18 protein-coding genes are annotated in these 18580 nt (G+C 59.6%); 5 read left to right on the forward strand and 13 right to left on the reverse strand.

The genetic code is table 11. The annotated features are described in order from the left end of the window. Position 1 precedes the first annotated feature (1 nt). Entirely contained in the window at positions 2–889 is an 888-nt protein-coding gene (locus ABVN21_RS03405) for a LysR family transcriptional regulator (protein WP_339553891.1), read from the reverse strand. Positions 890–1081: 192 nt separating this feature from the next. On the opposite strand from ABVN21_RS03405, the gene ABVN21_RS03410 reads away from it, so the two are divergent. Continuing rightward, complete coding sequence (locus ABVN21_RS03410; RefSeq protein WP_339553890.1) at positions 1082–1294, forward strand: type II toxin-antitoxin system HicA family toxin; 213 nt, start codon at positions 1082–1084, stop codon at positions 1292–1294. Further along, positions 1294–1698, forward strand: coding sequence for a type II toxin-antitoxin system HicB family antitoxin (locus ABVN21_RS03415; RefSeq protein ID WP_339553889.1), 405 nt, complete (start codon positions 1294–1296; stop codon positions 1696–1698). The genes ABVN21_RS03410 and ABVN21_RS03415 overlap by 1 nt, the downstream gene beginning before the upstream one ends. A gap of 96 nt (positions 1699–1794) precedes the next feature. Here ABVN21_RS03415 and ABVN21_RS03420 read toward each other — a convergent pair whose 3' ends face one another. Then, positions 1795–3000, reverse strand: a complete 1206-nt coding sequence (locus ABVN21_RS03420) for an MFS transporter (protein ID WP_339553888.1) — start codon at positions 2998–3000, stop codon at positions 1795–1797. 343 nt (positions 3001–3343) lie between these two features. On the opposite strand from ABVN21_RS03420, the gene ABVN21_RS03425 reads away from it, so the two are divergent. Next, a complete protein-coding gene (locus ABVN21_RS03425; RefSeq protein ID WP_339553887.1) occupies positions 3344–3787 on the forward strand; it encodes a hypothetical protein in 444 nt (147 codons plus the stop codon). Positions 3788–3915: 128 nt separating this feature from the next. On the opposite strand, the gene ABVN21_RS03430 is transcribed toward ABVN21_RS03425, so the two are convergent. The 8 genes from ABVN21_RS03430 to gcl all read right to left on the reverse strand — a co-directional run bounded on the left by ABVN21_RS03430 (position 3916) and on the right by gcl (position 13676). Next, on the reverse strand, positions 3916–4911 hold the full coding sequence (locus ABVN21_RS03430; protein ID WP_339553886.1) for a sulfate ABC transporter substrate-binding protein: 996 nt from the start codon (positions 4909–4911) through the stop codon (positions 3916–3918). Between the two features lie 103 nt (positions 4912–5014). Beyond that, positions 5015–5839: an ion transporter gene (locus ABVN21_RS03435; RefSeq protein ID WP_339553885.1), complete on the reverse strand. Its 825-nt coding sequence runs from the start codon at positions 5837–5839 to the stop codon at positions 5015–5017. A 21-nt stretch (positions 5840–5860) separates the two neighbouring features. Then, complete coding sequence (locus tag ABVN21_RS03440; RefSeq protein WP_339553884.1) at positions 5861–6775, reverse strand: urea transporter; 915 nt, start codon at positions 6773–6775, stop codon at positions 5861–5863. A 117-nt stretch (positions 6776–6892) separates the two neighbouring features. Further along, positions 6893–8308, reverse strand: a complete 1416-nt coding sequence (gene pyk, locus ABVN21_RS03445) for a pyruvate kinase (protein ID WP_339553883.1) — start codon at positions 8306–8308, stop codon at positions 6893–6895. Continuing rightward, a complete protein-coding gene (locus ABVN21_RS03450) occupies positions 8298–9578 on the reverse strand; it encodes a glycerate kinase (RefSeq protein WP_339553882.1) in 1281 nt (426 codons plus the stop codon). The genes pyk and ABVN21_RS03450 overlap by 11 nt, the downstream gene beginning before the upstream one ends. Before the next feature lie 143 nt (positions 9579–9721). Then, positions 9722–10612 carry a 2-hydroxy-3-oxopropionate reductase gene (locus tag ABVN21_RS03455; RefSeq protein WP_339553881.1) on the reverse strand — a complete coding sequence of 297 codons (891 nt, stop codon included), beginning with the start codon at positions 10610–10612 and terminating at the stop codon, positions 9722–9724. 367 nt (positions 10613–10979) lie between these two features. Then, positions 10980–11762 (reverse strand): hydroxypyruvate isomerase, encoded by a 783-nt coding sequence (gene hyi / locus ABVN21_RS03460; RefSeq protein ID WP_339556651.1) that lies wholly within the window; start codon positions 11760–11762, stop codon positions 10980–10982. 138 nt (positions 11763–11900) lie between these two features. After that, positions 11901–13676 (reverse strand): glyoxylate carboligase, encoded by a 1776-nt coding sequence (gene gcl / locus ABVN21_RS03465; RefSeq protein ID WP_339556650.1) that lies wholly within the window; start codon positions 13674–13676, stop codon positions 11901–11903. Positions 13677–13943: 267 nt separating this feature from the next. On the opposite strand from gcl, the gene ABVN21_RS03470 reads away from it, so the two are divergent. Then, on the forward strand, positions 13944–14384 hold the full coding sequence (locus tag ABVN21_RS03470; RefSeq protein ID WP_339556649.1) for a heme-binding protein: 441 nt from the start codon (positions 13944–13946) through the stop codon (positions 14382–14384). A 110-nt stretch (positions 14385–14494) separates the two neighbouring features. Here the strand turns inward: ABVN21_RS03470 and ABVN21_RS03475 are convergent, their stop codons facing one another. Then, positions 14495–15100 carry a TetR/AcrR family transcriptional regulator gene (locus ABVN21_RS03475; RefSeq protein WP_339556648.1) on the reverse strand — a complete coding sequence of 202 codons (606 nt, stop codon included), beginning with the start codon at positions 15098–15100 and terminating at the stop codon, positions 14495–14497. Between the two features lie 133 nt (positions 15101–15233). Between ABVN21_RS03475 and ABVN21_RS03480 the strand changes: the two genes are divergently transcribed. Then, positions 15234–16148 carry a DUF808 domain-containing protein gene (locus tag ABVN21_RS03480; RefSeq protein ID WP_339556647.1) on the forward strand — a complete coding sequence of 305 codons (915 nt, stop codon included), beginning with the start codon at positions 15234–15236 and terminating at the stop codon, positions 16146–16148. Between the two features lie 157 nt (positions 16149–16305). Here the strand turns inward: ABVN21_RS03480 and ABVN21_RS03485 are convergent, their stop codons facing one another. Both ABVN21_RS03485 and ABVN21_RS03490 read right to left on the reverse strand, forming a co-directional pair. Next, a complete protein-coding gene (locus ABVN21_RS03485) occupies positions 16306–17094 on the reverse strand; it encodes a VacJ family lipoprotein (protein WP_339556646.1) in 789 nt (262 codons plus the stop codon). Then, complete coding sequence (locus ABVN21_RS03490; RefSeq protein ID WP_339556645.1) at positions 17087–18385, reverse strand: serine/threonine protein kinase; 1299 nt, start codon at positions 18383–18385, stop codon at positions 17087–17089. Before ABVN21_RS03490 ends, ABVN21_RS03485 begins: the two co-directional genes overlap by 8 nt. Between the last annotated feature and the right edge of the window lie 195 nt (positions 18386–18580).

Consider the following 18580-nt stretch of genomic DNA (forward strand, 5'->3'; position numbering starts at 1 on the left):
TTCAAACCTGTTTCGTCAGCAATCCCTGCACATACTCCACAAACGCCCGAGCCTTGGCGCTGGCCATTCTGCCGGTGGGAAACACGGCCCACAGGTCTTGATCCGGCAACGTCCAATCCGGCATTACTTCCCTGACAGTACCGTCTGCAAGTTCTGGCGCAAACATCCACTCCGACGCCAAGGCCAGTCCTTGGTGGGTGAGTACGGCCGCACGCAGACCCTCGGCCGCGCTGACGCGGATGCGGCCGTTGATGATCACGGGCTGTTCTTCATCGGCCTTCTTGAACGGCCCATTGGCGCTGCCGCCCAGGCTGTAGATGATTGCCTGATGCGTGCTCAAATCAGTGGGGCAGGTGGGTTCGCCATGTTTGGCAAAGTAAGCGGGAGTACCGAGTACTACGCGCCGGCACTCGGCAATCTTGCGCGCGGTGAGGCCTGAGTCACTCAGGGCGCCCAGACGCAGAGCAAGGTCGACGCCTTCTTCGACGAGATTGATGTTGCGATCATCAAGCATCAGGTCGATGTTCAGTTGCGGGTTCTGTTCGAGGAACGGACCCAGGTGCGGCACGATGTGCAGCCGGCCGAAGGTCACGGCGGCGCAGATGCGCAGGTTGCCGCTCAGGCCGCTGGCGGCGCCGCGAGCGGCATTGTCAGCCTCGTCAGATTCTTCGATGGCGCGTTTGGCCCGTTCGAAAAAAGCCAGGCCGGCTTCGGTGGGGGTCAGGCCACGGGTCGAGCGCAGGAGTAGTCGCACCGCAAGCCGCGCCTCCAGTTGCGCGATGGCTTTCGAAACGGCGGGCTGGCCGATATCCAGGCGTCGGGCGGCAGCGGAAAACGAACCGGTTTCTACCACGTAGACGAAGGTTTCCATTGCGGCGAGGCGGTCCATCGTAGATCCCTGTGCAAGTTTGATTGTTATCGATTTGATGCTGTGAGCCGGGAGCCTGAGTGTAATCCGGGCTGATCCTGGCGCAACGGATCACACTCTGTAAAACAACCGGACGTCGTGATCGGCGTTTCTGTGCTTGAGTAAAGATAACTCTAGGGTTACTTTTGTTTGACCGAGGCAAGGAGGCTGTTGGTGCAGAGCAGGCTATTGATCAAGGAGCTGGAAGAGGCTGGTTGGGTGCTGGATCGAATCACGGGCAGTCATCACATCTTCGCTCACCGATACAACCCACACACGATTCCCGTCCCCCATCCGAAAAAGGATTTACCGATCGGGACGGTCATGAGCATCAGGAGGCGAGCCGGGCTGTTTTGCCCGCCCGCCAGTTACGCAGGAGATCCATAATGCAATATCCCATCTGTATCGAGTGGGGCGACGAGAACACCGCCATCGGTATTCAGATCCCCGATATTCCTGGTGCGGCGACCGCTGGGGATACGTTTGAAGATGCCTATAACGCCGCTGTGGAAATTGCCCACATATTGCTGCAGGAAATTGCCGCCGAAGGTCGGGATATTCCGATGCCAACATCGACGGCTGAACATCTCGGCAATCCTGATTTCATCGGGATGGGCTGGGGCATGCTGGAAATCGACATCTCGCCCTATATGGGCAAGACCGAAAAGGTCAACGTGACGTTGCCTGGTTATGTGATCCAGCGTATCGACCGTTATGTTCGCGAGCACAACGTCAAAAGCCGTTCGTCTTTTCTGGCGGATGCGGCGATGGAGAAGCTGGTTCGACACTGAGTCTTGTCGGCTCAACCGCCTTCGCGAGCAGGCTCGCTCCCACAAGGTTCGTATAAACCTGTGGCAGCGAGCCTGCTCGCGATGCTTTTTGGCTTGTTATGCCGTCGCCAATGAAGGCTTCTCTGAAACAGTCAAAAACCGCAACAGCGCCAACAGCGGGAACGCACTGCCCACGATCACAATCCACAACCAGCCACCGTGTTCATACACCGCACTGGCCACCGACGAGCCGAACGCGCCGCCGATGAAGATACTGGTCATGTACAACGCATTCAGGCGGCTGCGGCTTTTGGCGTCGAGGGCGTAGACCGCGCGTTGGCCGAGAACCATGTTCATCTGCACGCAGAAATCGAGCACCACGCCGGTCACCGCCAGGCCGATGACGCTGTAGGCCGGATGGATGAACGCCGGCAGGAAGCTCAGGCTGGCGAACAGCAGGGCCAGCAACGAAGCGACGCGCGTGTGGCCGGCATCCGCCAGTCGCCCGGCGATGGGCGCGGCGATGGCACCGATGGCCCCGACCAGCGCGAAAATGGCGATCTGCGATTGTGACAAGCCGTGATTGCGCGCCAGTTCCAGCGGCACGGCGGTCCAGAACAGGCTGAACGTGGCGAACATGCAACCCTGGTAAAACGCGCGCTGACGCAGGACCGGTTGTTTACGCAACAAGGTCCAGAGCGAACCCAGCAACTGTCCATAAGAAGCGCTGTGATCAGGCTGGCGCTTGGGAATCGTCAGGGCCAGCACGATGCTGATGGCCGCCATCAACACTGCCGCAATCACAAACATCGCGCGCCAGCCGAAGTGGTCGGCGATGACGCTGGACACCGGCCGCGCCAGCAGAATCCCCAACAGCAAACCGCCCATGATCCCGCCGACCACTCGACCGCGTGACTCTTCCGGTGCCAGGTGTGCCGCCAGCGGAATCAGGATTTGCACCGACACCGAGCTAAAACCCACCAGCAACGAAATCAGCAAAAACACATTCGGCTGATCAGTGAAAGCCGCGCCGAGCAGGCTGGCAATCGCCACCAGTGTGGTGATGATCATCAGCCGCCGGTTCTCCAGCAAGTCCCCCAGGGGCACCAGGAAGAACAGACCCAACGCGTAGCCGATTTGGGTCAGTGAAACGATCAGGCTGGCCATGGTGTTGGTCAGGCCAATGTCAGGCGCGATCAAACCGATGATCGGTTGCGCGTAGTAGATGTTGGCCACGATGGCGCCGCAGCAAAAGGCGAACAGCATCACCATGCCTCGGGTCATTGTCGCGGTGCCGTGGGGCACTTGGGTTGCTGGGTTCATAACGTGTCTCGCTGAACAGATGGGAATGCGCGCAGGCTAAAGGGCTGACTGAAACGGCGGAAGTGGGATTGGAGTGATAGCAGTCATTCCATTGCGGAATGAGTGACGAACGTGCGTGCCGTCGGCCGAGGGCCGTTGCGTCAGGACTTCAGAGTCCGATGATACATTCACTTACATCTTGTTCGATAGCGTGCTTATGTTCTCTCTTCATTGGAAGGCGTGACACCGCCGAATTGGTGTTTGCCGTCCTGACCGGCCATCCGAAGAAATGCCCACATTGGCCTGACAACTAGAATCAACAGGGGGATCACTTCAACGCGTCCTTTCAAGCGGGAGTATCACGATGAAAATCGTATCTTCGCTGGCGTTGGTGGTAGCGGTTGGGTCGATCTCTGGGTGCTCGACGGTGCCTGATCGTCAGGTCACCAACGTTCCCCTGAACGCTACTTCCATCAATGCCGGGAAAATTGCCCGGCCCATCATGATGTCTGACGGTAACGCAACGGTGTTCTGGTTCGCAGTCAGCGGCGAAAGCATGGGCAGTGCGCTGCCGGGGCGTTTGCAGGCTTATATCTACTCGGGAAGTTGTGCGAGCCTGGGTGCGAAACCGGCGTATGACATGAACGACGGTCCGAATGCACGGTTCTATTCAGCGGCGTCGCACCAGTATTTCTGGAAAAGCGCACCGGTCGCCTACGAGACGCTTCGAGCGGGCGGCTATTCGCTGGTTGTGCGTGAAAGCCCGGCGGACGGAAACCAGGATATTTTTTGCGGAAATTTGGGCTAGCGGCGGTCGTTAAACCTGTAGGAGCCGGCTTGCCGGCGATTGCGGTCGAACGGTCGACACTGATGTCGCCGGACCCATCGAAATCGCCAGCACGCCGGCTCCTACAGAAATGGACGTTTTCTCAGCCTTTACTGCGCATAAATCTGATCGAAAATCCCGCCATCATTGAAGTGGGTTTTCTGCACGGTGCGCCAGTCGCCGAAGGTTTTCTCAACCGACAGGAAGTCGACTTTCGGGAAACGGTCGGTGTATTTGGCCAGCACCGCCGGATCACGCGGACGCAGGTAGTTGGCAGCGGCGATTTCCTGGCCTTCCGGCGACCACAGATACTTCAGGTATTCCTCTGCGGCGGCACGGGTGCCTTTCTTGTCGACTGTTTTGTCGACTACCGATACCGGCGGCTCGGCTTCGGCGGAGACGCTTGGGTAGATCACTTCGAACTGATCGCGGCCGAACTCGCGGGCGATCATTTCCGCTTCGTTTTCGAAGGTCACCAGCACGTCGCCGATCTGGTTGGTCATGAAAGTAGTGGTCGCGGCGCGGCCACCGGTGTCCAGCACCGGTGCTTGTTTGAACAGCTTGCCGACGAAGTCTTTCGCCTTGTTTTCGTCGCCGCCGTTTTTCAGCACATAGCCCCAGGCTGACAGGTAGGTGTAGCGACCGTTACCCGAGGTCTTCGGGTTCGGCACGATCACTTGCACGCCATCCTTGAGCAGGTCCGGCCAGTCTTTCAGGGCTTTCGGGTTGCCTTTGCGGACGATGAACACGGTGGCCGAGGTAAATGGCGCGCTGTTGTTCGGCAGACGGGTGACCCAGTTGTCCGGGATCAGTTTGCCGTTGTCCGCCAGGGCGTTGATGTCGGTGGCCATGTTCATGGTGATCACGTCAGCCGGCAGGCCGTCGATGACCGAACGCGCCTGTTTGCTGGAACCGCCGAAAGACATCTGCAGGGTGATGTTTTCGTTGTGCTCGGCTTGCCAGTGCTTCTGGAACGCAGTGTTGTAGTCCTTGTAGAAATCGCGCATCACGTCGTAGGACACGTTGAGCAGGGTCGGTGCGGCCTGAGCCATGCTGGACAGTGCCAGGCCAGCGGCCAGAAGTGAGGCGCCAAAGATTTTTTTCACTGCGCATTCCTTGTTCATCAGAGTTTTTATTGAAAAGTGAGGCAATTTGCCAGCGACTATAGCCGGGCTGGCATAGGCCTTTAAAGATTAAAAAGCACTTTGCTTATTCCATTTTCTTGAACAATGCATTGCCGCAGCGCGAGCAGAAGGCCGCGCCGTGTTCGTGATTGCCTTTACGGCAGACCGGGCAATCGTGTTGCAGCTGTTCGCCACGCATCGCGTTGGCCAGTTCGGCGGTGAAAATACCGGTCGGCACAGCGATGATCGAGTAACCGGTGATCATCACCAGCGACGAAATCACCTGGCCCAAAGGCGTTTTCGGCACGATGTCACCGAAGCCCACGGTGGTCAGGGTCACGATGGCCCAGTAGATGCCTTTGGGGATGCTGGTGAAGCCATGCTCCGGGCCTTCGATCACGTACATCAATGTGCCGAACACCGTCACCAGCGTGCAGACACTGACCAGAAACACCACGATCTTCTGCTTGCTGCCGCGCAACGCAGACATCAGGTAATTGGCTTGCTTGAGGTAAGGGCTGAGCTTGAGCACACGGAAAATCCGCAGCATCCGGATGATCCGGATAATCAGCAGGTACTGCGCATCGGCGTAATACAGCGCGAGGATGCCGGGCACGATCGCCAGCAAATCCACTAGCCCGTAGAAGCTGAAGGCATAGCGCAGCGGTTTGGGCGAGCAATACAGCCGCAGGATGTATTCGCCGAGGAAAATGACGGTGAAGCCCCATTCGATGTAGGCGAGTACGTCGGCGTAGTTCTTGTGAATGCTGTCGATGCTGTCGAGCATCACGATCACCAGGCTGGCGAGGATGATCAACAGCAAAATGCCGTCGAAGCGCCGACCCGCCTTGGTGTCGCTCTGGAAAATCATGACGTAAAGGTCTTCACGCCAGTTTTTGCTGCTGTCCATGGAAAACGCCTGAACCGGGAATCAGCGCAGCCTAGGTTGATTCTCCCCGGGAGCGCAAGGCGCAGAGGCATTCGTGGCTTTGCCGAGCACTTGCGTCGTCGCACGGATCAGCCAGCAGGCAAGGATGAACGGCGTGGTCAGCGTTGGAAGACCAATAGCGGCGAACATTGGCGTCACCAGCAGCGCCAACGCAATGCCGACCAAGGGTCGCCACGGCTGCTGGCGTTGCGAATTGAAGGCGAGGGCGGCGAGCACCGCGTTATAGCCACCGAGGCCGAGCAGGGCGGTGTAAAAGTCGTGGTGCAGCAAACTCCAGCCCATGCCCGCCGCAGACGCCAACAACGCCCAGCAGAACGCGCGACGATCAGCGATCAGCAGCCCGGCGGCAATCAACGCACCGGCTAGCGGATGGCCGAGGAACATCACCTGGCCGAGACCCTTGAGTGGCGCGGCGAGCATATTCAGCGTGCTGACTTCGATCAAATGCGCCTGGGTCGAGGGCGTGGCGAAACACAGCAGCAACCAGCTCAGTCCGACGAAGGGCGCGGTATAGGCCGGCAGGTATTGGCTAAGCCGGGTGCGTTTGAGCCACTGCTGAGTGAGCATGGCGCTCAGGCCGCCAGCGGCGAGGATCAGCAGCGGCAACATGGCCGACCACGGGAAATACAGGCTCAGCAGCAAGCCGAGCAGTACGCCGTTGTAACTGAAGAGCCCGGCTTGGCGATCGGCCTTGGCATAGCCGCGACGCTGAGCGGTGAGCAACCCCGCGACGCCGCCGAGTAGAGCACCCCCCAGCAGGGCGGGCGTGGTAAACAGGATGGCGCAGAGGCATAGCAAGCCGCATAGCGGATTACGCTGGAGGAATATTTGACTGAAGCCGTTGAGCAAAGCTTCCGCCCAGTCGGGGCAGTGGGTGTTGAAGTGGTTGGCAGGCATTTTAATTCTGTGTGTCAAAGGGACCGAGTCGCCTGCATCGCTGGCAAGCCAGCGCCTACAGAAATACGCTGTCCCTGTAGGAGCTGGCTTGCCAGCGATGGGGCCGGTAGGGGCGCTCTAGATCAACGTCTCGATACGCAGTGAGTTAGTCGACCCCGGCTGCCCAAACGGCACACCCGCCGTGATCAATAACGTGTCGCCACGCTGCGCCATACCCTGGGCCTGGGCAATTTCCAACGCTGTGGAACACACTTCATCGACCTGACGCAGCCGATCATTGACCACCGAGTGCACACCCCACGCCACGGTCAAGCGACGAGCCGTCTGCAGATTCGGCGTGAGATTGAGGATCGGCACGGTTGGCCGTTCACGCGCAGCGCGCAGGCTCGACGTACCCGACTCGCTGTAGTTCACCAGCACCGCCACCGGCAGCACGTTGCTGATACGGCGAATCGCGCAACTGATGGCATCGGAAACTGTTGCCTCGGCTTTCGGTCGGCTGACGTCGAGCTGAGTCTGGTAGTCCGGGCCGTTCTCCACCTGGCGGATGATTTTGCTCATCATCTGCACCGCTTCCAGCGGGTAGTCGCCGGACGCGGTTTCGGCCGACAGCATCACCGCGTCCGCACCTTCGGCCACGGCGTTGGCCACATCGGTTACCTCGGCGCGGGTTGGCGCCGGGGAGAAGCGCATCGACTCCAGCATCTGTGTTGCCACGACCACCGGTTTACCGAGTTGGCGGCACGTACTGATGATGTTCTTCTGAATTTGCGGCACGCTTTCGGCCGGCACTTCCACGCCCAAATCGCCGCGAGCCACCATGATTGCATCGCTCAGCTCGGCAATCTCTCGCAGTTGTTCAACGGCCGACGGCTTCTCGATCTTCGCCATCAAGAACGCCTTGTCGCCGATCAGCGTGCGGGCTTCGCGGATGTCATCGGGTCGCTGCACAAACGACAGCGCCACCCAGTCCACACCCAGTTCCAGGCCGAAGCTCAGATCGCGGCGATCCTTGGCGGTCAGCGGACTCAGGTCGAGCACCGCTTGCGGCACGTTCACACCCTTGCGGTCCGAGAGTTCGCCGCCGTTGAGCACGGTGGTGTCGATGGCGTCGGCGTATTTGGTGACCACCCGCAGACGCAGCTTGCCGTCGTCGAGCAGCAGGTCCATGCCCGGCTCCAGTGCGGCGATGATTTCCGGGTGCGGCAGGTTGACCCGGCGCTCATCACCCGGCGTGGCGTCGAGGTCCAGGCGCAGGGCCTGACCTCGATGCAATTGCACTTTGCCCTCGGCGAACTTGCCAACCCGCAGTTTCGGGCCTTGCAGGTCCATCAGAATGCCCAGCGGATAATTGAGCTGGCGTTCGACTTCGCGGATCCACTGATAGCGCTTGGCGTGGTCGGCGTGATCGCCATGGCTGAAGTTCAGGCGGAAAATGTTGACCCCGGCCTGCACCAGCTCGCGGATGTCGTCGATCCCGTTGGTGGCGGGGCCGAGGGTGGCGAGGATTTTGACCTTTTTATCAGGCGTCATGTTTAGGGTTCTCGAGGATCAGAATGGCGCGGAAATCGTTGACGTTGGTGCGGGTCGGCTCGGTGACGATCAGTGCGTCCAGTGCCTCGAAGTAGCCGTAGCCATTGTTGTTGTCCAACTCGTCACTGGCGCTCAAACCGAGGGCGGCGGCGCGGGCGTAGCTATCCGGAGCCATGATCGCGCCCGCGTTGTCTTCGGAACCGTCGATGCCATCGGTATCGCCGGCCAGCGCATAAACGCCGGGCAAGCCCTTGAGGCTGTCAGTCAGGCTGAGCAAGAATTCAGCGTTGCGTCCGCCCCGGCCATTGCCGCGCACGGTCACGGTGGTTTCGCCGCCGGAGAGAATCACGCACGGTGCTGGCAATGGCTGTCCATGCAGGAGCACCTGGCGAACGATGCCGGCGTGGACCTTGGCCACTTCGCGGGATTCGCCTTCCAGGTCGCCGAGGATCAACGGGCTGAAACCGGCCTGGCGGCATTTCACCGCCGCCGCTTCCAGAGATTGCTGCGGTCGGGCGATCAACTGGAAATGACTGCGCGCCAGACTCGGATCACCGGGTTTGACGGTTTCCGATTCCGGGCTTTGCAGCCAGTTGCGCACGGATACCGGCACCTCGATGTTGTAGCGCTTGAGGATCGCCAGCGCTTCGGCTGAGGTGCTCGGGTCGGCCACGGTGGGGCCGGAGGCGATGACCGTGGCGAGGTCGCCCGGCACATCGGAAATCGCATACGTATACACAGTGGCAGGCCAACAGGCCTTGCCGAGACGGCCACCCTTGATCGCCGAGAGGTGCTTGCGCACGCAGTTCATTTCGCCGATGGTGGCGCCGGATTTGAGCAGCGCTTTGTTGATCGACTGCTTGTCCGCGAGAGTGATGCCGGCAGCGGGCAGGGCAAGCAACGCCGATCCTCCGCCCGAGAGCAGGAAGATTACGCGATCAGCTTCGGTCAGGTTGCTGACCAGCTCGAAGACACGCTTGGCAACGGCCTGGCCGGCAGCATCAGGCACGGGATGCGCGGCTTCGACCACTTCGATTTTTTCGCAGGGGGCGCCGTGACCGTAGCGGGTCACCACCAGACCGGACACTTCACCCTGCCAGCAACGCTCGACAACTTGCGCCATGGCGGCTGCGGCTTTGCCGGCGCCAATGACGATCAAGCGACCGCTGCGGTCGGCAGGCAAATGGGCTTCGAGGACTTGTTGCGGATGGGCCGCGTCGATGGCTGTGGCGAACAGCTCGCGCAGGAATTGTTGCGGATCGACCGACATGGCGGGCTCCCGGAATTCTTGTTATTTGGAGGGTAACTCGGTTCTGTAGGAGCTGGCTTGCCAGCGACCCAGACGCCTCGATATGTCAGGCAGACCGCGTCGACGCAATCGCTGGCAAGCCAGCGCCTACAGGGGGTGTGGCGTTATTTATCGCGAATCGAGAAATTCGCCATGTGTTCCAGGCCCTTGATCAGCGCCGAGTGGTCCCAGTTGCTGCCACCGATGGCTGCGCAGGTGCTGAACACTTGCTGGGTATTGGCGGTGTTCGGCAGGTTGATGTTCAGTTCCTTGGCACCTTGCAGGGCCAGGTTCAGGTCCTTCTGGTGCAGGCTGATGCGGAAGCCCGGATCGAAGGTGCCTTTGATCATGCGCTCGCCGTGCACTTCGAGGATCTTCGAGGACGCGAAACCACCCATCAGCGCTTCACGCACCTTGGCTGGATCGGCGCCGTTTTTCGAGGCGAACAGCAGGGCTTCGGCCACCGCCTGGATGTTCAGCGCAACGATGATCTGGTTGGCCACTTTCGCGGTTTGACCGTCGCCATTGCCACCGACCAGGGTGATGTTCTTGCCCATGGCCTGGAACAGCGGCAGGGCGCGTTCGAAGGCATCGCCATCACCGCCGACCATGATGCTCAGGGTCGCCGCCTTGGCGCCCACTTCACCGCCGGACACGGGTGCGTCGAGGTACTGCGCGCCTTTTTCGTTGATCTTGGCGGCGAAGGCCTTGGTGGCGGTGGGCGAGATCGAGCTCATGTCGATCACGACTTTGCCTTTGCCAACACCGGCGGCAACGCCATCGGCGCGGAACAGCACGTCATCGACCTGCGGGGTATCCGGAACCATGACGATGATGAATTCGGCTTCTTGCGCGACTTCTTTCGGGTTCGCCAGGGCGACGGCGCCAGCGGCGATCAGGTCGGCGGGCGCGGCGTCGTGGTGTTGCGAAAGGAACAGGCTGTGACCGGCTTTCTGCAGGTTCGCCGCCATTGGGTGGCCCATGATGCCGGTGCCGATAAATCCGATTTTAGCCATGAGAAAATCCTCTTGTTTTTATTGCTGCGTCAAACAAATGGGGAACCGCTTTTGTAGGAGTCGGCTTGCTGGCGATGGCATCACTGCGGTTTGCATGACAGACCGAGTTGCCTGGATCGCTGGCAAGCCAGCTCCTACAGGGATTGCGTAAATGATGCTTTTGTAGGAGCCGGCTTGCTGGCGATGGCATCACTGCGGTTTGCATGACAGACCGAGTTGCCTGGATCGCTGGCAAGCCAGCTCCTACAGGGATTGCGTAAATGATGCTCTTGTAGGAGCCGGCTTGCTGGCGATGGCATCACTGCGGTTTGCATGACAGACCGAGTTGCCTGGATCGCTGGCAAGCCAGCTCCTACAGGGGGCAGCGTCAAATTGCGTTGTGGGTTTTCAGCCAGCCCAAACCCGCTTCCGTGGTAGTCAGCGGCTTGTATTCGCAACCGACCCAACCCTGATACCCGATGCGGTCCAGGTGTTCGAACAGGAAGCGGTAGTTGATTTCACCGGTGCCTGGTTCGTTTCGCCCCGGGTTGTCCGCGAGCTGCACATGGTTGATCTCGCCCAGGTGCGATTGCAGGGTGCGGGCCAGATCGCCTTCCATGATTTGCATGTGATAGATGTCGTATTGCAGGAACAGGTTGGCGCTACCGACCTGCTCGCGAATCGACAGGGCTTGTGCCGTGTTGTTCAGGTAAAAGCCCGGGATGTCGCGGGTGTTGATCGCTTCCATCACCAGTTTGATGCCCGCCGCTTGCAGCTTTTCAGCCGCGTACTTGAGGTTGGCAACGAAGGTTTTCTCCACAGTGGCATCGTCAAAACCCTGCGGACGAATACCGGCCAGGCAGTTGACCTGGGTGTTGCCCAGCACTTTTGCGTAAGCGATGGCCAGATCGACACCGCCGCGGAACTCTTCAACCCGGTCCGGCAGGCAGGCGATACCGCGCTCGCCCTTGGCCCAGTCACCGGCCGGCAGGTTGAACAGCACTTGGGTCAGACGGTTGGCGTCGAGCTTGGCCTTGATTTCGGCCGAGCTGAAGTCGTAGGGGAACAGGTATTCGACACCACTGAAACCGGCCTTGGCGGCCGCTTCGAAACGGGCGAGGAACTCCTGTTCGGTGAACAGCATGGACAGGTTGGCTGCGAAACGCGGCATGGTGGTCTCCCGTAATTTTTTTGAGTTTCCCCTGTAGGAGCCGGCTTGCTGGCGATGACGTTGTATCAGTCACATCAAGGTCGATTGATGAACCGCAATCGCCAGCAGGCCGGCTCCTACAAGGGGAACGAACAGCTATTAATCCAGCAACGAAATCGCCGTCGGTGCGTCGTTGCCGACCAGCGCCAGGTCTTCGAATTCGTTGACGGCGTTGATCTCGGTGCCCATGGAAATGTTGGTCACGCGCTCCAGGATAATCTCGACGATCACCGGAACCTTGAACTCTTCGATCAGCTCCTGGGCCTTGCGCAGGGCAGGCTGGATCTGAGCCGGTTCGAACACTCGCAGCGCCTTGCAACCGAGGCCCTCGGCAACTGCGACGTGGTCAACACCGTAACCGTTGAGTTCCGGAGCGTTGAGGTTATCGAAGGACAGCTGCACGCAGTAGTCCATGTCGAAACCGCGCTGCGCCTGGCGGATCAGCCCCAGGTACGAGTTGTTCACCACCACATGAATGTACGGCAGCTTGAACTGCGCGCCCACCGCCAATTCTTCGATCATGAACTGGAAGTCATAGTCCCCCGACAGGGCCACGACTTTACGGTCCGGATCAGCCTTGACCACACCCAGCGCCGCCGGAATGGTCCAGCCCAACGGGCCTGCCTGACCGCAGTTGATCCAGTGGCGTGGCTTGTAGACGTGCAGGAACTGCGCGCCGGCAATCTGCGACAGACCAATGGTGCTGACGTAGCAAGTGTCTTTGCCAAACACCTGGTTCATTTCTTCGTATACACGCTGCGGCTTGACCGGCACGTTGTCGAAGTGAGTCTTGCGCTGCAGACTGGCCTTGCGCTGCTGGCAGTCTTGCAGCCAGGCGCTACGGTTTTTCAGCTTGCCGGCGGCTTGCCATTCGCGGGCGACTTCGATGAACACGGTCAGCGCGGCAGCGGCGTCGGAAACGATGCCCAGGTCCGGGGTGAACACGCGGCCGATCTGCGTGCCTTCGATGTCGACGTGAATGAACTTGCGGCCTTCGGTATAGACGTCAACCGAACCGGTGTGGCGGTTGGCCCAACGGTTACCGATGCCCAGCACCACGTCGGACTTGAGCATCGTGGCGTTGCCATAACGATGCGAAGTCTGCAAACCGACCATGCCCACCATCAGCGGGTGATCGTCCGGAATGGTGCCCCAGCCCATCAGGGTCGGGATGACCGGGATGCCGGTCAGCTCGGCGAATTCCACCAGCAAGTCGCTGGCATCGGCATTGATGATGCCACCACCGGCTACCAGCAATGGACGCTCGGCCTGATCGAGCAAGGCCAAAGCCTTCTCCACCTGAACGCGGCTAGCGGTCGGCTTGGCCAGCGGCAGTGGCTGGTAAGCGTCGATGTCGAATTCGATTTCAGCCATCTGCACGTCGAACGGCAGGTCGATCAGCACCGGGCCCGGACGGCCGGAGCGCATTTCATAGAATGCTTTCTGGAACGCGTAAGGCACTTGGCCCGGTTCCAGAACAGTGGTTGCCCACTTGGTCACAGGCTTGACGATGCTGGTGATGTCGACAGCCTGGAAGTCTTCCTTGTGCATACGGGCGCGGGGTGCCTGGCCGGTGATGCAGAGGATTGGGATCGAGTCCGCCGAGGCGCTGTAGAGCCCGGTGACCATGTCGGTGCCGGCAGGGCCGGAGGTGCCGATGCACACGCCGATGTTGCCGGCCTTGGTGCGGGTGTAGCCCTCGGCCATGTGCGAGGCGCCTTCAACGTGGCGAGCAAGGACATGATCGATGCCGCCGACTTTTTGCAGGGCGTTGTACAGCGGGTTGATGGCGGCACCCGGGATGCCAAAAGCGGTATCAACCCCTTCACGGCGCATCACCAGAACGGCGGCTTCGATTGCTCTCATTTTGCTCATGGTTTTGTGCCTCTTACGTTTTGTAATTGTATACAAGTGGCTTTGCGCAGAGTGTATTCACGGCGGACGGCGCAGGTCAATCCATTTTCTCAAGCGCTCGTTTCATTCGTCTGAAGCCCGATCTACTGTGGCTTTTCGTCGCATGTGGCGCTTTTCGAGAATTATTGTATACAAAAACATAAACCATTGTGTTCTATTTGTTGCATCGGGCTGCGGCACAAACGCGCATCCCAACGGCTTTCCGAAAAACAAAATGAGGACGGCACCATGAGCGCTTTAACCTTGAAAGTCGCAGTCAACCTGGTCAACGAGGCCATCACCGCGGGGCGGGCGATTTCCGCTGCACCGCTGACTATCGCGGTGCTGGATGCCGGCGGGCATCTGATCACCCTGCAACGCGAAGACGGCGCCAGCCTGCTGCGCCCGCAAGTGGCCATCGGCAAGGCCTGGGGCGCCATCGCACTGGGCAAAGGCTCACGCCTGCTGGCACTGGACGCCCAACAACGTCCGGCGTTTATCGCGGCGTTGAACAGCCTGGGGCAGGGCAGCGTCGTGCCGGCACCGGGTGGTGTGTTGATTCGTGATCACGCCGGAAATGTGCTGGGAGCGGTGGGGATCAGCGGGGATTTGTCGGATGTTGATGAACAGTGTGCGATCAATGCGATCGAGGCGCTGGGGTTGAGGGCGGATGCGGGGGTGGTGGCGTAACTTTTGTATTGATCTACAGCCATGGCCAGCAGGCTGGCTCCCACAATGGATCTGCGATGTGCACAACCCCTGTGGGAGCTAGCTGCTAGCGATAAATCCACCACGGTCTATCAGTCCGGCTCACACCCTTTAAGCACCAAACGAATAATCGTCTGCGCGGCCGCTTCATAATCCTCTTCATCCAGCTTGGCCTTGCCGGTGATGGCGGTGATTTGCCAGTCGAAGTCGGCGTAGGTCTGGGTGGCGGCCCAGATGCTGAACATCAGGTGGTTGGGGTCGATGGGGGCGATCTGGCCGCGGTCGATCCAGGTCTGGATGCAGTCGATGTTGTGCTTGGCCTGGCTGTTGAGTTGCTCGACCAGGTCGGCGCTCAGGTGTGGGGCGCCGTGCATGATTTCGCTGGCGAATACCTTGGAGGCAAATGGCAAGTCGCGGGAGATGCGGATTTTCGAGCGGATGTAGCCGCTCAGCACTTCGCTGGGCACGCCGTCGGGGTTGAACGGCGTCGAGGCCTGCAGGATCGGCTCGATGATACTTTCCAAAACCTCGCGATAGAGGTTTTCCTTGGACTTGAAGTAGTAGTAGACGTTGGGCTTGGGCAATCCCGCCTTGGCTGCGATGTCGCTGGTTTTGGTCGCAGCGAAGCCCTTGTCGGCAAATTCTTCACTGGCGGCACGCAGGATCAGTTGTTTGTTGCGCTCGCGGATAGTGCTCATAAACCAGGTGGTTCCTTGCCTGTTCTGGCGGTTGCGCATGGTATCACCGGCCTTCGGCGGCGCTCAAGAATGCGCCGTGCGACGCTCGGCCGGGCTATGCTGCACGGCATTCATTCAAGAAGGAACCCGATTCATGGCAGGAAGCAGTTTGCTGGTGCTGATCGACGACATCGCCGCGGTGCTGGACGATGTGGCATTGATGACCAAAATGGCCGCCAAGAAGACTGCCGGCGTGCTGGGCGATGATCTGGCGCTCAATGCCCAGCAGGTCAGCGGTGTGCGCGCGGAGCGGGAAATCCCCGTGGTCTGGGCGGTCGCCAAGGGCTCGTTTATCAACAAACTGATCCTGGTGCCCTCGGCATTGGCGATCAGCGCGTTCATTCCCTGGCTGGTTACGCCATTGTTAATGCTTGGCGGCGCTTACCTGTGTTTCGAGGGCTTCGAGAAACTCGCCCACAAATTTCTCCACAGCAAGGCTGAAGACCAGGCCGAGCATGCCGAACTGGTCGAAGCCGTGGCGGACCCGGCGGTCGATCTGGTGGCGTTCGAAAAGGAAAAGATCAAGGGTGCCATTCGTACCGATTTCATCCTCTCGGCGGAAATCATCGCCATCACCCTCGGCGTCGTGGCCGATTCGGCGCTGACCCAACAAGTCGTGGTGCTCTCGGGTATCGCTATCGTCATGACCATCGGCGTCTACGGCCTGGTGGCGGGCATCGTCAAGCTTGATGACCTGGGCCTGTGGCTGACCCACAAGCCGGGGCAGGTGGCCAAGAGCATCGGCGCCGGCATTTTGCGCGCAGCGCCGTACATGATGAAAAGCCTGTCGGTGATCGGTACGGCGGCGATGTTCCTGGTCGGCGGCGGCATCCTCACCCACGGCATACCGATGGTGCACCACTGGATTGAAAGTGTCAGCACAGGGGCGGGCGGTGCCGGGTTTATCGTGCCGACGTTACTCAATGGTGTGGCGGGGATTGTGGCAGGGGCGGTGGTGTTGGCGGTGGTGATGGTCGTCAGCAAGATCTGGCGTGCTGTCAAAGGCTAAAAACTGTAGGAGCCGGCTTGCTGGCGATGGGTCTTGAGTCTTGCAGGGTTCTTACGAACGCCATCGCTGGCAAGCCAGCTCCTACAGGTGATTTTTGCGAGGGCATGAAAAAGGCCATTCGATTCGCATCGAATGGCCTTTTTTGTTGCCGCCGGAATTACTCGGCAATCTGCAACTTGCGCGACTCGGTGTACACGTAACGCACCTTCTCGTACTCGAACGGCGAGTTCAACTGGCCGTAGCGGAAACTGGTCTGGTAGCGCTTGTCGATGCCACGCAGGATCCAGACTTCCGGATGGTTGGAGCTGACTTCGGCCACGTTGAGGAAGTTGATTGCGTTCTCGGCGCTGAAATCCACCAACAGACCACCCGTATCACGCAGGTTCGACGGCCCGAGGATCGGCAGCACGAAGTAGGCGCCGCCCGGTACGCCATAGAAGCCCAGAGTCTGACCGAAGTCTTCGTTCTGGCGCGGCAGGCCCATGGCGGTGGCCGGGTCCCACAATCCGGCGATGCCGATGGTGGTGTTGAGCAGCAGTCGACCGGTGATTTCCATCGAGCGCTGGCCCTTGAACTGCAACAGACTGTTCAGCAGATTTGGCACGTCGCCAAGGTTGTTGAAGAAGTTGCTGACGCCGGTGCGCAAGAAGCTCGGCGTGATGTAGCGATAGCCGTCGACCACCGGCAGGAACACCCATTGGTCGAACCGGTAGTTGAAGTGGTAAACGCGGCGGTTCCACTCTTCCAGCGGGTCGTAGACGTTCAAGGCGCTGAGCGTCGAGCGTTCGAATTCGCGTTGATCCAGCCCCGGGTTGAATTTGAGTTTGCTCAAGGGCTCCTTGAAGCCGTCACTGTCGACGACCACCGGGGCATTGGCTTTGCTGTTGTCGGCGTTGGCAACGCCTGCACAGAGTAACGCGGCGATAAGCAGGAGATATTTAGCCACGGAAGAACTCCAGCATGGCGTCGCTGTTGACGCGATAGTTAAGGTTGCCGCAGTGGCCGCCCAGCGGGTAAACGGTCAGGCGGTTGCCAAAAGTCTTGCGCAGGAAACCGAGGTCGCCCGGGCCGAGGATCACGTCGTCGGCGTTGTGCATGACGGAGATTTTCGGGCTGTTGTGCAGGTAATCCTCCAGCGCATACAAACTCACCTGGTCGATCAGTTGCAGCAGGCTGCCGCCGTCAGTGCGGGCGCGCCACATCGGGATCACTTGTTCGGTGATGTAGCAGTCGAAATCGCATTGCAGCGCCCGCTTGAGGTACGGCGTGAGGCTGGTGCCTTCGGTAATGGGCGTCTTCGGTGGCGTGATCAGGCCGCGACGGTTGATCAGGTCTGACGTGAAGGCAATGTCGGCCGCCGAGAAACGGAACGAGGTGCCGATCAGCATGGCCATCTGTTCATTGGTCAGGTGCTGCTTGGACTGTTGGAAGTCATAGAGCAGTGCGTCGTTGAGATCGATGTAACCCTTCTGCTGGAAGTAGCGGGTCAGTTTGTTCAGCACCAGTTCATAGAAGGTGGTGGTGTTGTTGATGCCCTTGACCTCGGTCTGGACCAGTCTGTCCAGGTTGGTGATCGAGGTGTAGAGATTGACCGGTGGATTGAGCAGCAGCACTTTCTTGAAGTTGAAGCTGCGACGGGTTTCGTCCAGGTGGGCGACGAATGCCGCATCCAGCGCACCCAGGCTGTAGCCCGTGAGGTAGTAATCGGTGACCGGCAGTTTCGGGTTTTGCGCCCGCACGGCCTGCATCACGCGGTACATGTCTTCCGCGTCGTCTTTGGTGATACCGGGCGTTGCAAAACGTGAAGCAGAGCTGATGAAGTCGAAGCTGGTGGGCGACGACAGCTGTACCACGTGATAACCGGCCTGGTAATAGAGCTTTTTAAGGTATTCGTTGAGGCTGCTGTCATAACGCGCGCCGGTGCCGGCGATCAGGAAGATCAGCGGTGCGGCTTTATCCTGGGTGGCGATGCGGTAGGTGAGTTTCTTCACCGCCCAAAAGTTGTCCGGTAATTCGAAAGCCCGCTCCGGGCGCAAGGTGAGGCTGCGGTCCGACTGATCGATGTCATCGTCCAGCGGCAACTCCGGACGCAGGTCCGGCGGCGTCGTGGCAATGGTTGCCTCGAACGGGTTGGTCAAGGGATAGCCATAACTGGCGGCGTCGATATCGACCGCCAGTGCGGACGCACTCAATATAAGGCCGCCAAACAGGGCGGCGAAGCGCAAGGATCGGAGCATGACTAAATCCCTTAGAAAAGGTGCCGAATTAAGTTCGCAGGCTATGACCACCGGATTTGTGCCTAAGTGCCACGCATCGGCACCAAACAGGCCTAATTTCGAAGTAATAGTAGCTGGACGATACACTTTGCAGTGATTGAATGACTAGTTAACTGTTGTTAGCGCTTGCGTAAGGCTGTCGGGGGATTAAGCTGG

Origin of the sequence: Pseudomonas sp. MYb327 (assembly GCF_040438925.1) — a bacterium.
GTDB lineage: Bacteria > Pseudomonadota > Gammaproteobacteria > Pseudomonadales > Pseudomonadaceae > Aquipseudomonas.

Bases quoted from the DNA above. Each gene is read 5' to 3' on its own strand.
- ABVN21_RS03405 (WP_339553891.1), bottom strand. From the start codon at position 889: ATGGACCGCCTCGCCGCAATGGAAACCTTCGTCTACGTGGTAGAAACC.
- ABVN21_RS03415 (WP_339553889.1), top strand. From the start codon at position 1,294: ATGCAATATCCCATCTGTATCGAGTGGGGCGACGAGAACACCGCCATC.
- ABVN21_RS03420 (WP_339553888.1), bottom strand. From the start codon at position 3,000: ATGAACCCAGCAACCCAAGTGCCCCACGGCACCGCGACAATGACCCGA.
- ABVN21_RS03425 (WP_339553887.1), top strand. From the start codon at position 3,344: ATGAAAATCGTATCTTCGCTGGCGTTGGTGGTAGCGGTTGGGTCGATC.
- ABVN21_RS03435 (WP_339553885.1), bottom strand. From the start codon at position 5,839: ATGGACAGCAGCAAAAACTGGCGTGAAGACCTTTACGTCATGATTTTC.
- ABVN21_RS03440 (WP_339553884.1), bottom strand. From the start codon at position 6,775: ATGCCTGCCAACCACTTCAACACCCACTGCCCCGACTGGGCGGAAGCT.
- pyk (WP_339553883.1), bottom strand. From the start codon at position 8,308: ATGACGCCTGATAAAAAGGTCAAAATCCTCGCCACCCTCGGCCCCGCC.
- ABVN21_RS03450 (WP_339553882.1), bottom strand. From the start codon at position 9,578: ATGTCGGTCGATCCGCAACAATTCCTGCGCGAGCTGTTCGCCACAGCC.
- ABVN21_RS03455 (WP_339553881.1), bottom strand. From the start codon at position 10,612: ATGGCTAAAATCGGATTTATCGGCACCGGCATCATGGGCCACCCAATG.
- hyi (WP_339556651.1), bottom strand. From the start codon at position 11,762: ATGCCGCGTTTCGCAGCCAACCTGTCCATGCTGTTCACCGAACAGGAG.
- gcl (WP_339556650.1), bottom strand. From the start codon at position 13,676: ATGAGCAAAATGAGAGCAATCGAAGCCGCCGTTCTGGTGATGCGCCGT.
- ABVN21_RS03470 (WP_339556649.1), top strand. From the start codon at position 13,944: ATGAGCGCTTTAACCTTGAAAGTCGCAGTCAACCTGGTCAACGAGGCC.
- ABVN21_RS03475 (WP_339556648.1), bottom strand. From the start codon at position 15,100: ATGAGCACTATCCGCGAGCGCAACAAACAACTGATCCTGCGTGCCGCC.
- ABVN21_RS03480 (WP_339556647.1), top strand. From the start codon at position 15,234: ATGGCAGGAAGCAGTTTGCTGGTGCTGATCGACGACATCGCCGCGGTG.
- ABVN21_RS03490 (WP_339556645.1), bottom strand. From the start codon at position 18,385: ATGCTCCGATCCTTGCGCTTCGCCGCCCTGTTTGGCGGCCTTATATTG.